Here is a 15124-nt window from a genome sequence, read left to right on the forward strand (position 1 = left end):
CAACCCGCTGTCGATGTCTGTAGCGAGTATCGGCGAAGCTTTCTGGATCCCCGGAATGCTTCGCCCTGTCGCGCAGACCAACAAAGGAATGATCTCATGGACGCGAAAGCACCGATGCCAAGCACAGATGAAAAGATGAAATCTGTCAAAGCAGTGTGGGACAAGGCCTCTGCCGGACCCAAGAAAGACGCGGCTTTGAAGCACTATCAAGCTGCCGAGAAGGCCCACACCGCCAAGAACGATGCCGAGTGCAACCGCGAACTTGACGCGGCAAAACACGCTCTGGCCTGATTGGTCACAAGCTCTTTGGAGGCCCGCTTGGTGCATCGCACCGGGCGGGCTTTTTCTTGGCTGCGGTCTATAGCAACTTGTGACCAACTGTCGTTTCGCAAACAATCGCGAGTAACGGGTGGAAAACCACTGTGCCAAGTTTGCGACTCTGATAGCCCGCCGCCGTTGAGAATTTGCAAGTCGGACATGGCGCGGCGATGGGGCTGGTCTCACGCATATGACGGCTATGCCCGTAAAGATGCCATTCGTGATCAGGCGGCAGCGGGTAAAGACCGCGTAAAGATTTCAGGTGTTGTGGATCACTCTTCGACCGCGCTCTGGGGACCCCAACACGCGTTTCTGGACTGAGGGATCATGGAAAGTGAGAGCGCTTGGCAGTGCCAATGACTGCTCTTGATGTCGATCGAATAGCTGCGCATGTCCCACCCAAAGACCGCTTTCCACGCCTTTCGGCTTTGACAACTCCGCATCTTGGGCAGCGGGCCACCGCGAATGGCCAGAAAAAGGTTAGTCAAATCTGGAATATCTCCAACGAATTAAATGACGAGAAATGCACAGGTTAGTCAATCCAACCTATTGAAAAAGTTAGAACATCACACTCCCCTACGGGCTGCCACTTTATCCTATCTTCAAATAACCCGTTAAAATCGTGTAATTTTTTCTAAGGTTTTGACGACAGGTGCTCTGTCGCGGTCGAACGCCTTAAAAGTCACGACTGTCTTCCCTCATTTATCGCCAAGCGCCGCGGGTCCGCCGTTCGGGTGTATTGTAAGGCCATCCTGCCGCTGTCCCAGCCAAACACCGCCTTCATCTCGCTGACCGTCGCGCCCGCGTCGGTCGCCCCCTGAGCCGCGATCTTCCGCAGCCCGCGCGCCGATGTCTTCACCCCCGCGGCCCGGCACGCGTCCGCGAATATGTTTGCGAAGCTTTCCTTCGTCAGCGGCTTCCCGTTTGCACCGAGGATGAAGGGCATGTCGCCGGTTGGCCCAGCATCGAACGTGGCTCACAACGCCCGGTGAATCTTGACCTCCGTCCCGGTCTTTCCAATCTTCACGACGGCGCTCCCCTTCCTTGACGTGCTGGCGGCCCAGCATCGCCGCTGCGCCGCAGGCCCGGGCAGAGCACAACGTCCACCCAGACCACCTCGTTCGTCCCCAGCGGCCAGCCCTCGTGTTCCTTTGCCACACCGGTGTCGTTCCACGCCGGAGAGACAGCGCACGGAAGCAGCCTCACCGTCCGGACTCTGTCTTCTGCCAGACCAACAGCCGTATCGGAAGCGGATCATGCTTGCGCGGTATCTCGCAACCTTCAACGCAGGCTCAAGCGCATTCGACCGTAATTACTGGCGACTGGAGTTGCGCGACAACTGTGTCCGCTGCACGATCTCCCGAACGGACAGCTACTCAGACAATGCCGAACGCTTGATTTCAGTCAAAAATGCCTGCCCGATCTCTTGAATGTTCTCTGCCGCAAGCAGCAAGGAAAAGGGGGGCACATGGGTCAGTCTTAGTGTCAATTATGCGTCTGTCTGGGTAAGGGTAGAAATCGGCAGCCAAGCACAAACCCGGAAGAACCTTGCGCGGCGGACTAGTCCCTTTCGCATTCTGGACCAGAGGCGGTATGTCTTTCTTGTGCAAAGCTGATCCAAGCCTCGACGTTCAAAATCTGCCCCACGATGCCCAAGCGCGCGCTCAGAACTTTGGCATCGGCGCGCGAAAGATCATCAAGCGTTTTAATGCCGACTTGGCCCAGCATCCAGACCAGCCCAGGCCCGGCGCCGGGCAACAGGAACAGGCTGCGCGCCGGATCGTGCGACACCTCTGTCGACGAGATTGTGTCATCGCTTGTCTCTGGGCCTGCGCTCGGCGCAGAAGACTTGTCCGGCCAGGCCGTCTCCAGTCGCGTTGATCGGGAGCCGAGAGCGGCTTGGCCCTCTTCATCACCAAGATGTCCTGCGCTGGGGCCCTGCGCGGCCGCCGCCGAAGCCGCGCGAGCCAAACTCTTCCCACCACAGCCCTCTGTCATCTCCGCCATCGCGGCTGCCAAAATTGCTGCATCTTGCCCGCAAGCTGACTCCACAGGGTGAACCGTCTGACCACCTGCGTTTGCTTGATGCACCCTGTCGGGCGTGGGGACCGCTTCGCGGGTTTCCATGGTTGGCGGTGGCATGTCAGCATCGGCAAACGGTTGCGCGTCGTTTTGCGAAAGCGCCGCCGCCTCCTTTTGGGTAAGCGGCGCGTCCGGACAGAGTTCCGGCACGCTGAGGTGCCCATCCGCACCATCACTCAACTGACACGAGGCACTCCTCTCTGCGTCCTTAACAAATCTTGGCGCGACAGAACGCGCCATGCGCACTTGGGCGCCCTCCTCATCCGCATGCGAGCCCTCAAGTTGAAATGCCGAAACGGCGGGGACCAGATCCGCAGCATTTCCTGTGCGGCGCGAGAGGCGGAGACGCCGTATTTCGCGTAGATGCGCTCGGGCCGCATGCCGAACCGCCTTTGTCCGCGCCTGGTAGCCGTCCTCCCATCTCATGAACCCGCCCCCTGCAAGGAAAGTCCTATCTCTGCGTCCTCATCGACCTCCGACCAATGCGCCAAGGCTTCCCCGACCAAAGAGGAGAAGGCATGATGAAACTGTGCCCACTGCTGCAACTGCAACAGCTTTTCCACCGGCGTCTTGGGCGGGCAAGGCGTCTGAAGCGGAAGAAATGCGCAAAGATCTTCAAGATAGCGCATTGCCTCATCAAGCGAATCAACAAGAACAGCGTCACTCGCAATCTCAGCACCTGTGCTGATCGGGTAGGCAATCACCCACCCTGTCAGGCGCCGCCGCCAGAGAGACACTTCCAGATCGATTTGCGCAGAGAAGCGGTGACGGTGATGCGAGAGCCGCAGACCATTGAACCTTAATGGAGATTGGTCCGGCCTCGGCAGGGAAACATCAGACCAATCAATTAAAGCAAGGCCTTTGCCGTATACTGCACCTCCGCTTGCGGCCTGCCTTTCACTTCCCAACATCGCTTGCTCCGAAATCCTTCCGCGCTTGACCCTAGCAAAGCATGACAAAGGTTGCGGTCCGGTTAACGCGGAAGCGTGCAAAATCAGGACCGCGGCCCGAGGAGCACGCAAGGCGCGAATAGCCCTCGTCTTCAGACAAGATGCCGGGACCGCGCGATCATGGGCTGGACCGCCGACGAGCACGGCCCCCACGGCCTTCGATTCCAACGTCCTGTTGCCAGGCTCTGTCCGCGCACAGCGCTTGGCACAGACTTTACGCTTTCAATTTTATGCTTTGGCCCAGTCACGCTGGGCTGGCCTTGAGAGATTTTTCACCTCTTGAGTCGACCTTGTCTTCATATCCGCAAACAACCGCGGTCCGCCGTTTCATGCCGTGCCGGAAGGAGTACTTTTCTGATGACCGAAATTGGACGACTCAGCCAAGCCGATGGGCAATACGAATTCCGCGATCCAAGTCGAAACCTGATCGTCAGGGGTGGCCACCCGGAATGGGTGCTCATGGCAGCCGCAGAAGTGATCGCTAACACGGCGCGCCTTGAGGCGGAAAGCCTGCTCGAAGAGTTGTCTGCCCTGATGGAATTTGAGGCGGCCGAACCGATCGACGTGGATTCAGCACGTTTTTCCTTGAAAGAACGTTTCGAGCTGATCCCGCAATGCATCGTTTCCTTGGGAACGATGGACTATAAATGGGCTGCTGCGGAAGGTCGCGCGAAAAAAGCTGCAGAATTCGGCGATCAGCCGCTGAAACGTGTCCATGACATGTCTCTGACGCGCTCAGACTCGTTTCTGACCAACGATCCAGGCATTTCTATGCCCGGTCTCGACGTCTCTGAATAATTCCCTTCCAGCCTCGAGGACAAGCAATGGAAATTATCCCTTTCGGCAGCCAAGATCTCGACAACATCTTGAACCGTGAACCGCAGCGTGCCGAGTATCTTCCCTTTGGTGCCGTGCTGCTCGACCGGTCGGGCAAAATCACGAAGTACAATAAGGCCGAAGGTCTGATCGCAAGCCGGACACCCGAAGACATGATTGGAAAGGATTTCTTCAACGACGTCGCCCCTTGCGCAAAAGGAAAGCGCTTCCATGGCGAGTTCTTGAAGTTCCACCGCACAGGACAGGTCAACGTCATGTTTGATTACACATTCGCCTACAAGGGCGCCGATGTCGGTGTGAAGATCCACCTCAAATCACAACCCGATGGTCAGTACTGCTGGATGTTCGTCAAGCGCACGTAGCAAATCCGGAGCTGTGGCATGGCACCGGAGCGCGAAATCAATGTGGACGTCCACATCTCGGACACCTTGAAAAAGATGTACGACGGCGCGCCAAGAGCGCCCCACCCAAGCGCACAAACTGCCTTGCCGCTCTCCACCTTGCCCCCGCGTGATTGGCAACAGCTCTCGTTGCGACGCGATGGCAAACCCCCGATCCGGTTTGTGGGAACCCTCCTCTTCGCGCGAAGCTGTATAATGCAGTCACTCAAGGGGCACGCCAAGCAGTCGCTGAGCATATACCTCGCGATTGAGGGGACGGTTTACGCTGGCTTGGCATTTGAGCCGAGTGAGGCGTGTCCTGCTTGGTCTTCTTACCGTTGTGCCCCGCTTCACGCGCCCACTGACCTGGCCGAGTTGTTTCGCGACTGGTGTCCGGAGGCGAATTTTTTCCCGGCACCTTTGTCGGCTCACTGTGGAACAGGGCCACCGGCCGCCCGCTCCGCTTTCAACGCGATGGCCGCAGACTGGCTGACCCTCTCTGTCCTGCAAGGATAAGGATTCCAATATGTCTTCTATGACCGACCAACTGATGGCCGAACAACTCGCCCAGCACGGTACAATGCAGTTTGCGATAACAGCGCCGACATTTCGTATCAAACGCCCCGGCGCGCGCCCCCTGATTTTCGAAGGCGTTGAACTTGCTATGGCGATGAGTTTTACGCCGTCGCTGCCCAACTGGTATGAGGTAAATCTGTACAGAACAAGCGACCAGCGCTTTGTGGTGGCAGTTCGGCTGTTCTTTCAATCAGAGGCAGAACAAGATCAGATCCGCGCGTGGGATTTCGAGACACTGGACCAAGCTCTTGAAAAGCTTTCGCAATACGACGCGGGACAAGACGTCAGGGTTTCGCTAGATCAGGCCGATCTCTCTCTCCCGCCTGCGGAGTTGGCCGCGATGGCGCTCGAGTTGCGCGCGCGTGTGGATTCGGCACGGCGCCATTTCGCAAGCCTGCTGGGAGAGTTCTTCTTTGAGCTCGACACCATAAAAGTGCCGGTGCCGCGCGGCCGCGCCTGAAAAGATGCTGCGGAGAAGATGTAGAATGCTGCAGCCAAAGGCGCCCTCGAACTCGTGGTTAACGCGGACCATGCTGCGACGACTTGCGGCCAGTCTAATACTCGCGGAACAGGAGGACCTGGTTGCCAAAGGTCAATTGGAAAGGGGGGCGCTCGCAGTGCTGAAACGCCCTGCGGCACTCCACAATTCCTTCGACGCTGTGCGGATCGATGAAAGTGGATTGGGCTTTGATAGCCTGTCACGCCTGTCGCTCATCCTCAGATTTAACCGTTTTTTTCACCTGAATGATACCGGGATCGAGGACTACCTTTTGACGGCAACCTCGCTTGGGAAATGGGTAACACTTCTCGACCAGCACTTACGCGCGATGGGGGATGGCGCGCGCTTCAGCTTCGCCACGTCCGGTTCAGCAGGTCCTGTAAAACACATCTGCCACAGTGTAAGCGACCTTGTCGAAGAAGTGCACTCGCTTCAGCGGCGTTTGCAAGACTGGATGCGCCCAAATGGACGCTTTTTGGCACTGGTGCCTCCGCACCATATTTACGGGTTCTTGTTTACCTGCCTTCTCCCCAAGTTTGCAGGCATGCCGGTTGTCGACCTCCATCATGCTGGTCCCTGCGCCGCTTTCCGGCATGCCCGCAGCGGCGATGTCTTGATCGGCACTCCATTTGTCTGGCGAACTCTTTGCGCCAGTGGTCTTACCTTCGCGCATGATGTGTTGGGCGTTACCTCTGCAGGAGCGGCCTGCTCCCAGACTTGGTCGACACGTGATATCAACGGTCTCGGCAAACTGATCGAAATTTACGGCTCGACTGAAACCGGTGGGATTGGCACCCGCAGCGAACCTGGCGCAGCGTTTGAGCTCTTGGATCACCTTTGCCGTGCAAATGGAAATGACGAGGTGATTGCAGATGGCAAGCCATCCAAGCCGCTGCAAGATAAGTTGGAATGGCTTGGTCCACGACAGTTTCGGTTGCAGGGTCGGCGCGATGATGTCGTCAAGGTGGGTGGCGTGAATGTCTCGCCCTCCCATGTGGAAGCGGTATTGCGTGCCTGCGAGGGTGTCTCTGCCGCATCTGTGCGGCTGGCAGGCGACAGAATGAAGGCCTTCGTGGTGCCGCGACCCGGCATTGTCCTGTCGAAACTTGAAGCCTTGCTGAACGCGCACATGCGGCGCCACCTGCAGGCACCCGCGCGCCCCGTGCAACTGACCTTTGGCGCTGAATTGCCTGTTAATGCAATGGGCAAAATCTGTGATTGGGACGCGGCACCCTCGGGATAGGTAACCAAACCTTAACTTCGATCAAAGAAGATCATCAGAGGACAGAATGGCCTTAGAAACTGAGATCACCCCGTGACAAAAAGCGACCCTCATCCGACCAGATCTTCAAGGCCACATCAGGCGTATCCGCTTGAGGCGGCCTACAACCCGTGGCGGGGCCTCTCAGACGCGCATCCGTTTTTCGAAAATGCAGAGATCTCCGCCATCATTACGCGCGCCGCCTTCTATGCGATCGGTGGAATCCCCGTGCACTTCCAAGGAAGTGCGGGCCTCGGAAAGACGTCGCTTGCCTTGGCCATCGCACAAAGACTGGGACGTCCTGTCTCCTTTATGGCGGGCAATGATTGGCTTGGCGCGGAAGACATGATTGGAAAGGAAGTCGGCGTTACGACAAGCGCCGTCGTCGACAGATACATTCAGCGTGTGCGTCGCAGCGAGTCCCATACGCGGCAAGATTGGGCACCTTCAATTCTTGCCGAAGCGATGGAACAGGGGCGCACACTGATTTATGACGAATTCACCCGCTCCAGTGCAAAAGCCAACGGAATCCTTTTGTCTGTGTTGGAAGAGGGCATTTTGGTTACGACCAACCAGTCAAGCGCGCGCCGCATCCTGCAAGCTCACCCCGAATTCCGCATCATTCTGACGTCCAACCCGCATGACTATGCCGGGGTGAATTCTACACCTGACGCGCTGTTGGATCGCATGGTGACATTCAGCCTCGACAGCTATTCGGTCGAGACGCGTATTGGGCTCGTGGCCGCACGCACTGGCCTGCCCCTGTCAGTGTCTGCCCGCATCGTCCGTCTGACAGATGCTTTGCAAAAGCAAACGCAAGATGCCAACCGTTCTTCTTTGCGCTTAGCGATCCTCGTCGCGCGGATCGCCGCCATGCGGTTGCACAACGGCAACTTGTCCGACGCGCTTCTCGCCCAAATCACCGCCGATGTTTTCACCGGTCGCGGCTTTGGTGTGACCGCGGCGCAGATTGCCCGCCTTCTTTCCAGTGAACCAGAGCCACAGGAGGACGCCGCGTGAAGCGCCCCGTTTCCCAAACGCCCCGACGCCCACGTATGGCAGCGCCACGTGTCACCAGAACACGCAAGGAGGCAGCAATAGACCTCGTGCGCCTAGAATTCGACGCTGAGCGTTTGGACTCAGGCGTTCGTCAGGCACTCGGCCGCGCCTGTGTGTTTCAGGATGAGCTTGCCCGGAATCGTGCCCAGCGCGCGCGCTTGCTCGACCTGATTTCGCGATGACGAACAAAAGAGTACTGAGATGATGCATGAAGAAAGCGCCATCCCAGGGCAAAGCAAAGAATCACCCTCTCATCTGACGATGCGGGCTGCAATCGGCATCGCCCGCGACACAGTGGCGAGCTTGACGGTCTTGTCCTTCGATTCCGTCGGGCAGTGCGAGCGTTGCGCTGATGGACGCTGGATGGTGCAGATTGACGTCATCGAAAGCCCGGCCCGGATGGGGGATAACGATCTTCTCGCCACTTATGAGGTTGAAATTGGCGATGAAGGAGAACCGCTGAAGGTCAGTCGCCTGCGGCGGTATCATCGCGAGGATGAGGAGCAAGCATGACCCACGATGTTCGAAGTGCAGCCCGCAGCGATGGTTTGGCCGATGTGCTCGAACGTATCCTCGACAAGGGCATCGTCATCGCGGGGGATGTCAGTGTGTCCCTTGTGGGGATCGAGCTTCTGACCATTCGCCTGCGCCTTCTGATCGCCACCGTGGGCCGCGCTAAAGAAATGGGGATCGATTGGTGGGAGCGCGACCCACGCCTTTACGCGCGGTCAGACCGTGACTTCGGCAGCGAAACAGAGGCCGAAAGGCTTCAACACGAAAACACCGCCCTGCGTGAGCGCATTGAAGCTTTGGAACGTTTGCTCCCCCCGGCTGAAGGCGTCTCACTCCGGCGCAACTCTGTGGTGCCAGCATGAAACTCGGCACCAATAAGACATTTAACCGAAGCGAACCATGGGTGCCGTTCCGCGCTGCAGCTTTGTATGACGGTTTTGACACAAGCGCTTCGGCAAACGCCGCGCCCTCCTCGCGAGCATTGGACCGAACAAGATCTTGGCTTGATCGGGCCCTTCGCTCCCTCTTCAGCGTTGTGCTTTTTCCGATTGCGTGGCCTGAGCGCCGTCTCTTTGTTGTTCAAAACACCGAAATGCCTCTGCCTGGCGGCGCACTCAGCGACGTGACAGGAGAAAAAAGTTTATATGTGGCATATGCCTTCGGCCTTTTGCCGACTGACTGTCCCTCATTCCATGCCGCTGACAAAAAGTCCGCCACGGCTTCGGGCCACAATCTGCCCAAACTGGGGTCGGACGCCGAAGGCCTCGTCAGGGTTCGTCTTCGTAACCCGCTCCATTCCTGCCCGACTACCACGCTACCGCGCGGCACTGCAGCGAAAGAGGTAAGATGATTTACCTTTACGCCCTTATCGAAGATCCCTTGCCTGGCTTTAAGGCGACCCTTCAATCTCTTACGGGGTTGCAAGGCCGCGTGCAGCTGCATCCCATCGGGCCGTGGCAACTGGTCTTTTCCGAACATGGTAAGGATGCAATCTTGCCCAAGCGCCCAGATCTGCTTACCCACACCCGCGTTCTTGAACAGTTAATGCCTTTCGGCACGCAGTTGCCCGCCCGTTTCGGTATGGCAGTCGAAGACATCGGTGCGGTTGAGCGGATGATCCGGGCAAAATCCGCGCTGCTTGCAGAGCAGTTCACGCGGGTGCGCGGCTGTATCGAACTTGGCATCCGCATCCGATTTGCGCGGCCTCTGGCTCTCGGCGCAACACTTGCCGACGATGCGCGGCTCATCCGTGAGCGCGATCGGTTGGCCCGCCTCGGACCGGACGCACAACTGGCATGGGCCGAGTTCGGCGGAAAGCTCGCTGACCGTCTTGATCGGCGCCGCGGCGCCGCGCAACAGGCGCTGTGCCGCAAGTTGTTACCCTTGTGCCGGGCGCATGTGCTTCGGGTACCGGAAGAAGATGTTGAGGTGCTGCGTGCCGAATTCCTGCTACCCGCCGAGGGTCAGTCAGCCTTTCTTACGGCGGTAGAGGAAGCCGCGGCCCAGCTAGACTTCGCTCCAGGCGCTGCGCCAGAAATCAAGGCCGTGGGACCCGTGCCAGTCTACAACTTTGTGCGGCTCAATCTGATGCAAGACGACAGTGAGGAGGTCACATAATGGGCTTGTTGCGCAGATTGCTCACATTTCCGATAAGTGCTCCCGTCAACAGTGTTTTTTGGATCGCAGGTCAGCTCCACAACGCTGCCTTGGCTGAAGTCAATGATCCTGCCACGTTGCGCCGCGCCTTGGTCGATCTCGAACAGGACCTTTTGGAAGGTCGGATCGACGAAGAGACCTATGATGCGGCCGAAACCCGCATCCTCTCCCGCTTGCAGGGGATGACATGATGCGCATTTCTTTGACGACTGAAACCCTTGCAAACAATAGCCCGATCGTCAGCTTTGCGCACTTGTCGCGTGCTGCGATCGTTTGGTCTGGTTCAGATCAAAAGGGCGCGACATTGGCCCCACTGCCCTCGCGGGCTGATGCACAATCAATGCCTTTTCCCCCTGCGGCGCTCAATCATTGCAAGCGAGATGCACCTTTGCAGCTTTCTTCGCGCGCGCAGAGCAAGCGTTGGCATCAACCGTCGCCAGCAACGATGTTACCACAGTTGCTTCACGGCCTCGCCGCACTGTGTACGCAAGACTTCGAATTTATCTCCACCGACGGAGACGCGCATGCACATCTATGATCTGATCGGCGTTCTGGACGGAACCCATACAACACCGCCCCACCCAGAAATTCGATTGCTGCCCGAGGCAGGCATGACCGCAGTACTGTCACCTCGGTCCTCGTGCGATGCTACGCTCCCAACGGACCAAACCAGCTGCTTGTCCGAGGCCGCGCGCCGCTTGGCGTTGCAAGAATCCTGCCTACCGCTTTCGACGCTTTTGCCAGTTCAGCGCACATACGGACTCACGCAGTTGCAGGCGCGACGTTTCCTTTCGGCAAATCAACCTTTTCTGGCAAACCTCCTTCGTCGTCATGCCGGTCTTGTCCAAGTTCAGGTCACGGTGCGTTGGCAAGAGGAGGTCGCGCTCGACCATTTCCGGAACCACCCCGCCATAAGGCCGCTCTTCGCTCTTGCGCGACTCAATTCAAAAAATGTCATCGATGCGGTCACCGAGCTGTCTGCCGATCTTTGCCGGCAGATCGAAGGTTATCTTCTGCCAGAAGCAACGGAGCGGATCGCACTGCCCGTGACCAGGTCGATCCTTTGGAATGGGGTACTGCTGTTGCCCTTGGGCAGGCTTTCCGACCTCGACGACGCCATTGAGCAGATCGACGCCATCTGGAGCGACGGGTTTGCGATCAGCCAAATCGGCCCCGCACCGATCGCCTCCTTTGCCCTTGTCACTCTCGAAACAGTGACGCCGGCGCAAGTGGCACAGGCGAATGCGACCTTTCGCACAGCGCCGTCAATTCAGTGGGGCCTGCGTGCTGGCCTAAAGGCGGCAGGCCAAAACGCAGAAAAGCGAGACTCTATACGTCTGCTCGCCCGCATTGCCGAAGCGGCAGCACGCTTGCCGACTCCGGAAGAAGGGCTTTCATTGGCTGGCCTGCGCACTGAAGGTCACTCCATCGCCAACAATGCGCAGCAAGCGGTGGCCTAGGAATGCCTGAAATCCTCCTGCATGGGTTCGTGCTGCCCGAATGCCCCTGCCCAACGGACGCCCCCCCACACGAGCGCGTGAGCAGTCGCGCGATCACCGCGCTAAGCACCGTCGCGCCTGCGGACTTTGCCACATATGGCGCGGATGACATGGCAGTGGCGGTTCTCGCGCATCACGCACTGCTTCAAGCCTATTGTCTGAAAGGGCCAGTCTTGCCTGCGCGCTTTGGCAGCTTGTTTTCCTCTCGCACCGCCTTGGCCACCCATTTGGAAGACCTTGCGACCGGCATCACCCAAGCACTGCACGCGTTAAGCTGTGTTGAAGAGTTTACCCTTAGATTGAGCGTCGCTGCAGAGGTGGATCAGCCTCGCCCTCAGATCGAGTCGGGCCGGGAATATCTGGCACGTGGTCGAGAGCACCGTGCTGGGCGCGCAGCGCTGACGGTTCGGCGTGCAGCCTTACAGCGCGAGATCTCTGCAGCCTTGCTGCCGCGCGCCCTACAGGTCGAAACCAGCCCCACATCTCGGCCAGACCGACTGCTTGATGTGGCTATTCTGCTTCGAAAGGCCGATGTGCCAGACCTTCACTCCATGGTCCAGCGCTTTGGACCCGCTGCTGAGGAGCTTCATCTAGAGCTTTCCTTCAGCGGACCATGGCCCGCCTACAGCTACCGCCCATCGATTGCAGAGCTGTGCGATGGCCCTTGATCTTCAATATGCCACACCGGGCGAAGTGCTCGGGTCCACGCAGACAACGCTTGTCGAGTTGGTTGATGGTCTGCTCACGCATGGTGTCGTCTTGCGCGCCGAACTTTGGCTCACCGTCGCAGATGTCGACCTCGTGTTTATCGGGGCCGACCTGTTGTTGACGTCTCCCCAGAAGATGCGCAAAGATCGGAGTTGCATATGATCGCTCTTGGCTGGTGCCGCCCGACCTGTCACCCCCCGCTTCCGATGACACTACGTCCATGCGGAAAAGTGGCGGTACTTTGCACAGATTTTGTCGGCGCAGCACGAGACCGTCTGTCATGGCAGCAGCAAGCCTTTGACGACGGGATAGACCTTTTGCCTTTGGCTCCGGGCCCCATCTGGCAGGCGGAAGAAGTCTGCAAGTTCACGCAGTCAGCGGCGGATGATCTCGACACAAAGCTTGCGGATCTTGCTGGGCAGTGTCAGGCGACGCTCACTCTCCACTGGTCTGCTTCCGTCATGCTCTGTCCCCCCGATGGTTCGGGGCGCGACTGGTTGCGGAAGGTCACGCGGCAACACCGTGACACACAGATGCAAAAAGACCGCGCGGCTGAATTGTTTGCCAAGCTGATCACCTTCCAGCCCGCACAGCAAGGTAAGCTGCGCTATGGGCCGAGCAGCCTAAGCCAAAGCCTGCTTCTGGCCCGTGCCGACTTTGCGGATTTCCGGCATTACCTGCAGGAGACGGCCTCAGCGGATAGCGGCATTTCCATATGTCTGACAGGCCCTTGGCCCGCATTCGAGTTTGTTGGTGCACCGCTGTCTCACAGTGAGGTGCTGGCATGACCGATGCGCTTTCGCTCAACCCGGATCATGTGCGATCGCTGCTGTCAAAAGTGGTCCCGCCCGATGGACGCCTGCGGCTCAATCCCAATTCGGCAGAGCAAGACCTGGCAAAGCTGGTGCTAGGCGTTGTTGCATTTTTACGACAGCTGATGGAGTTGCAAGCGATCCGCCAGATGGAAGCTGGCCTTCTCACCCCCGAGCAAGAGGAAGCCGTTGGAACCACACTGATGCGCAGCGAAGCGGCCCTGCATCAAATCGCTGCGGCATTCGGCCTAGCCCCGGGTGATCTGGCGCTTGATCTCGGCCCTCTCGGACGCACGATTTAACACATGGAGCGCCTTGATGTGCAGATCCGCTCGATGACGATTGGTGCACCTGACACGGTCCCGACGACAGAGCTCCCCGAGCACGATGATCTGGACCTTGGCTTTGATGCCCTGATCCGCCGCTATGCCACCCACAGACTTGCTGACCCCGCAGCATTAAGTCGCCTGCGGCCAGATCTGACTCCTCTGATCGCACCGCCCGAAGTGGTTTTTGCCGCTTATCTCGCGGATGGCTCGATCGTGCTTTGCTGTCCTGAAGGTGTCCCGCTTGAACTGTCCGGCGTGGTGCATGTGCTCTCTCCACTGCGTGAGCCTCCCCTCCCTGTGCGCCAGATCGAAATTCCGCACGTTCTCACCAAGCTGGACGAGATAAGCCTGCGGCTTGACCAATTTCAACGCGCTCAGGGAGACGGTGCCGATATCGTCGCGCGGCTAGAAGACGTCAAAACTGCGCTGATCAGCGGGTTGCGCCGCGCTGAGGCCGCGGCCACGTCCGGTCCGCCGGCTTCGAGTCTTCTGGAGCAGGTGCGGCATCACTTTACAGACTTCGAAGAACGCCTGCTGGTTCATTTAAACCAGACGCAAACGGTACAGTCTCTTGGTCTGCAAATTGCGCAAATCGACCATGGCGTGCACCGTTTGCTGGCGCAGGCACCCGATCAGGCGAAAATCCTTGAAAAGATGGTGCAGCTGAACCAGGACATCGCGGACATCGGATCCGGCCGCATCAGCCAGATCGAACTTCTGCAGGCGAGGCAAGAGCTTGCGCAGTTTTTTGAAGCCCTGAACACGGGGTTGCGTCGCCTTGACAACACAGTGGACCGCTTGGAAACTCCGTCTGCGGACCCAAGACTAGACGAAATTCATGCTCAGTTGGCCACATTTGGTGCGCAGATCGATGGCTCACGCAAGGCTGCGATCGCCATCGAAGCGCTCTCACGCACAGTTGGCGCGCTGCAAAGCAGCATGGACACCGCCTGCCGACTCATCGCGTCGACACCGGAGGCCCTGGTCAGGGTGTCAGACCAGTTGCAGGCATTGGCCCAGCGGCCCGACCCGGTTCTGGACCTCACCGCGCAACGCCAAAGTTTTGCGCAATTCGCGACTGTGCTGCACCACATCGTCGAGCGGATCGAAAGCGCCGTCCAGACTGTCGAGAACGATCAGGGCGGCGTTCAATTCCTGGAAGCACTGCATGGCTTGCGCAAAGATCTTGAGGCACCGCTTTCGCGACTCCCCGAGGCGCTTGACGCAATCTCCGATCTCAGCTGGCAGCTCAAAGAGGCCGTTGATCGTCCCCCTCCCGTGCCGGACCTGACGCTTCACCGTCAAAGTGTTGCTCAAATTGCAATCGCCCTCCGCGCGGGTCTTCAGCGCTTGGAAGACCGGACCGAAGGCATTCACGACGCAGCCCGCAATGTGCAGGATATGACGGTGCAGGCGATCTTTGCTTTGCTCGCCAGCCAACTCAAAACGGGCGCCGCTCCGGAAACACAGCGGCTCGCGTTGGCTGAAGCGCTGGCCAGTGCCCTAGCTGGCGTTGGCTGGACACCGGCATCGGTAAAGTAGGCCAGATGCTTCACATTTTTTGTATTCTGCTGGGCTCGGCCAGAAGTCTGATAAGAGTCTTTTAGAGGTGCAGAAGTAGCCTGTTGACCGAGCCCATCCGAGG

Annotated in this window: 18 protein-coding genes and 1 pseudogene; 17 read left to right on the top strand and 2 right to left on the bottom strand. The window is 58.5% G+C overall.

Annotated elements, in window-relative coordinates:
* Nucleotides 1–96: 96 nt before the first annotated feature.
* The gene (locus CUR21_RS10345) at nucleotides 97–291 is read left to right on the top strand and encodes a hypothetical protein (RefSeq protein ID WP_100196964.1); all 195 of its coding nucleotides are present in this window, start codon (nucleotides 97–99) and stop codon (nucleotides 289–291) included.
* 1587 nt (nucleotides 292–1878) lie between these two features.
* On the opposite strand, the gene CUR21_RS10355 is transcribed toward CUR21_RS10345, so the two are convergent.
* Nucleotides 1879–2640, bottom strand: coding sequence for a hypothetical protein (locus CUR21_RS10355; protein ID WP_157791985.1), 762 nt, complete (start codon nucleotides 2638–2640; stop codon nucleotides 1879–1881).
* A 182-nt stretch (nucleotides 2641–2822) separates the two neighbouring features.
* Complete coding sequence (locus CUR21_RS18615; RefSeq protein WP_157791986.1) at nucleotides 2823–3311, bottom strand: hypothetical protein; 489 nt, start codon at nucleotides 3309–3311, stop codon at nucleotides 2823–2825.
* 396 nt (nucleotides 3312–3707) lie between these two features.
* Between CUR21_RS18615 and CUR21_RS10365 the strand changes: the two genes are divergently transcribed.
* From CUR21_RS10365 to CUR21_RS10440, 16 genes and pseudogenes are all read left to right on the top strand, one after another.
* On the top strand, nucleotides 3708–4148 hold the full coding sequence (locus CUR21_RS10365; RefSeq protein WP_100196968.1) for a hypothetical protein: 441 nt from the start codon (nucleotides 3708–3710) through the stop codon (nucleotides 4146–4148).
* Nucleotides 4149–4174: 26 nt separating this feature from the next.
* Nucleotides 4175–4549, top strand: coding sequence for a photoactive yellow protein (pyp, locus tag CUR21_RS10370; protein ID WP_100196969.1), 375 nt, complete (start codon nucleotides 4175–4177; stop codon nucleotides 4547–4549).
* Nucleotides 4550–5093: 544 nt separating this feature from the next.
* Nucleotides 5094–5603 (top strand): hypothetical protein, encoded by a 510-nt coding sequence (locus CUR21_RS10380; protein WP_157791987.1) that lies wholly within the window; start codon nucleotides 5094–5096, stop codon nucleotides 5601–5603.
* Nucleotides 5604–5673: 70 nt separating this feature from the next.
* Nucleotides 5674–6885 carry a 4-coumarate--CoA ligase gene (gene pcl, locus CUR21_RS10385; protein ID WP_157791988.1) on the top strand — a complete coding sequence of 404 codons (1212 nt, stop codon included), beginning with the start codon at nucleotides 5674–5676 and terminating at the stop codon, nucleotides 6883–6885.
* A 72-nt stretch (nucleotides 6886–6957) separates the two neighbouring features.
* Nucleotides 6958–7923 (top strand): AAA family ATPase, encoded by a 966-nt coding sequence (locus CUR21_RS10390; protein WP_100196973.1) that lies wholly within the window; start codon nucleotides 6958–6960, stop codon nucleotides 7921–7923.
* Nucleotides 7924–8163: 240 nt separating this feature from the next.
* Nucleotides 8164–8475: a gas vesicle protein GvpO gene (gvpO, locus tag CUR21_RS10395; protein ID WP_100196974.1), complete on the top strand. Its 312-nt coding sequence runs from the start codon at nucleotides 8164–8166 to the stop codon at nucleotides 8473–8475.
* Nucleotides 8472–8630, top strand: a pseudogene (gene gvpJ, locus CUR21_RS19070) (gas vesicle protein GvpJ); the annotation flags it as partial. The gene gvpO and the pseudogene gvpJ, both read left to right, overlap by 4 nt.
* Nucleotides 8631–9321: 691 nt before the next feature.
* On the top strand, nucleotides 9322–10092 hold the full coding sequence (locus tag CUR21_RS10405) for a GvpL/GvpF family gas vesicle protein (protein WP_100196976.1): 771 nt from the start codon (nucleotides 9322–9324) through the stop codon (nucleotides 10090–10092).
* Nucleotides 10092–10322 (top strand): gas vesicle protein GvpG, encoded by a 231-nt coding sequence (locus CUR21_RS10410; RefSeq protein WP_100196977.1) that lies wholly within the window; start codon nucleotides 10092–10094, stop codon nucleotides 10320–10322. Before CUR21_RS10405 ends, CUR21_RS10410 begins: the two co-directional genes overlap by 1 nt.
* Nucleotides 10319–10669: a hypothetical protein gene (locus CUR21_RS18620; protein WP_157791989.1), complete on the top strand. Its 351-nt coding sequence runs from the start codon at nucleotides 10319–10321 to the stop codon at nucleotides 10667–10669. Before CUR21_RS10410 ends, CUR21_RS18620 begins: the two co-directional genes overlap by 4 nt.
* On the top strand, nucleotides 10656–11591 hold the full coding sequence (locus CUR21_RS10415) for a GvpL/GvpF family gas vesicle protein (RefSeq protein WP_157791990.1): 936 nt from the start codon (nucleotides 10656–10658) through the stop codon (nucleotides 11589–11591). Before CUR21_RS18620 ends, CUR21_RS10415 begins: the two co-directional genes overlap by 14 nt.
* A 2-nt stretch (nucleotides 11592–11593) precedes the next feature.
* Nucleotides 11594–12298: a GvpL/GvpF family gas vesicle protein gene (locus CUR21_RS10420; RefSeq protein WP_100196979.1), complete on the top strand. Its 705-nt coding sequence runs from the start codon at nucleotides 11594–11596 to the stop codon at nucleotides 12296–12298.
* Nucleotides 12288–12500 carry a gas vesicle protein gene (locus CUR21_RS10425; RefSeq protein WP_100196980.1) on the top strand — a complete coding sequence of 71 codons (213 nt, stop codon included), beginning with the start codon at nucleotides 12288–12290 and terminating at the stop codon, nucleotides 12498–12500. Before CUR21_RS10420 ends, CUR21_RS10425 begins: the two co-directional genes overlap by 11 nt.
* Nucleotides 12497–13126 (top strand): GvpL/GvpF family gas vesicle protein, encoded by a 630-nt coding sequence (locus tag CUR21_RS18625; protein WP_198431674.1) that lies wholly within the window; start codon nucleotides 12497–12499, stop codon nucleotides 13124–13126. The genes CUR21_RS10425 and CUR21_RS18625 overlap by 4 nt, the downstream gene beginning before the upstream one ends.
* Nucleotides 13123–13452 carry a gas vesicle protein K gene (locus CUR21_RS10435; protein WP_100196982.1) on the top strand — a complete coding sequence of 110 codons (330 nt, stop codon included), beginning with the start codon at nucleotides 13123–13125 and terminating at the stop codon, nucleotides 13450–13452. The genes CUR21_RS18625 and CUR21_RS10435 overlap by 4 nt, the downstream gene beginning before the upstream one ends.
* A 3-nt stretch (nucleotides 13453–13455) precedes the next feature.
* Nucleotides 13456–15021: a hypothetical protein gene (locus CUR21_RS10440; protein ID WP_100196983.1), complete on the top strand. Its 1566-nt coding sequence runs from the start codon at nucleotides 13456–13458 to the stop codon at nucleotides 15019–15021.
* The last annotated feature ends 103 nt before the right edge of the window (nucleotides 15022–15124 follow it).

Origin of the sequence: Pseudorhodobacter sp. MZDSW-24AT, from assembly GCF_002794355.1 — a bacterium.
GTDB lineage: Bacteria > Pseudomonadota > Alphaproteobacteria > Rhodobacterales > Rhodobacteraceae > Pseudotabrizicola.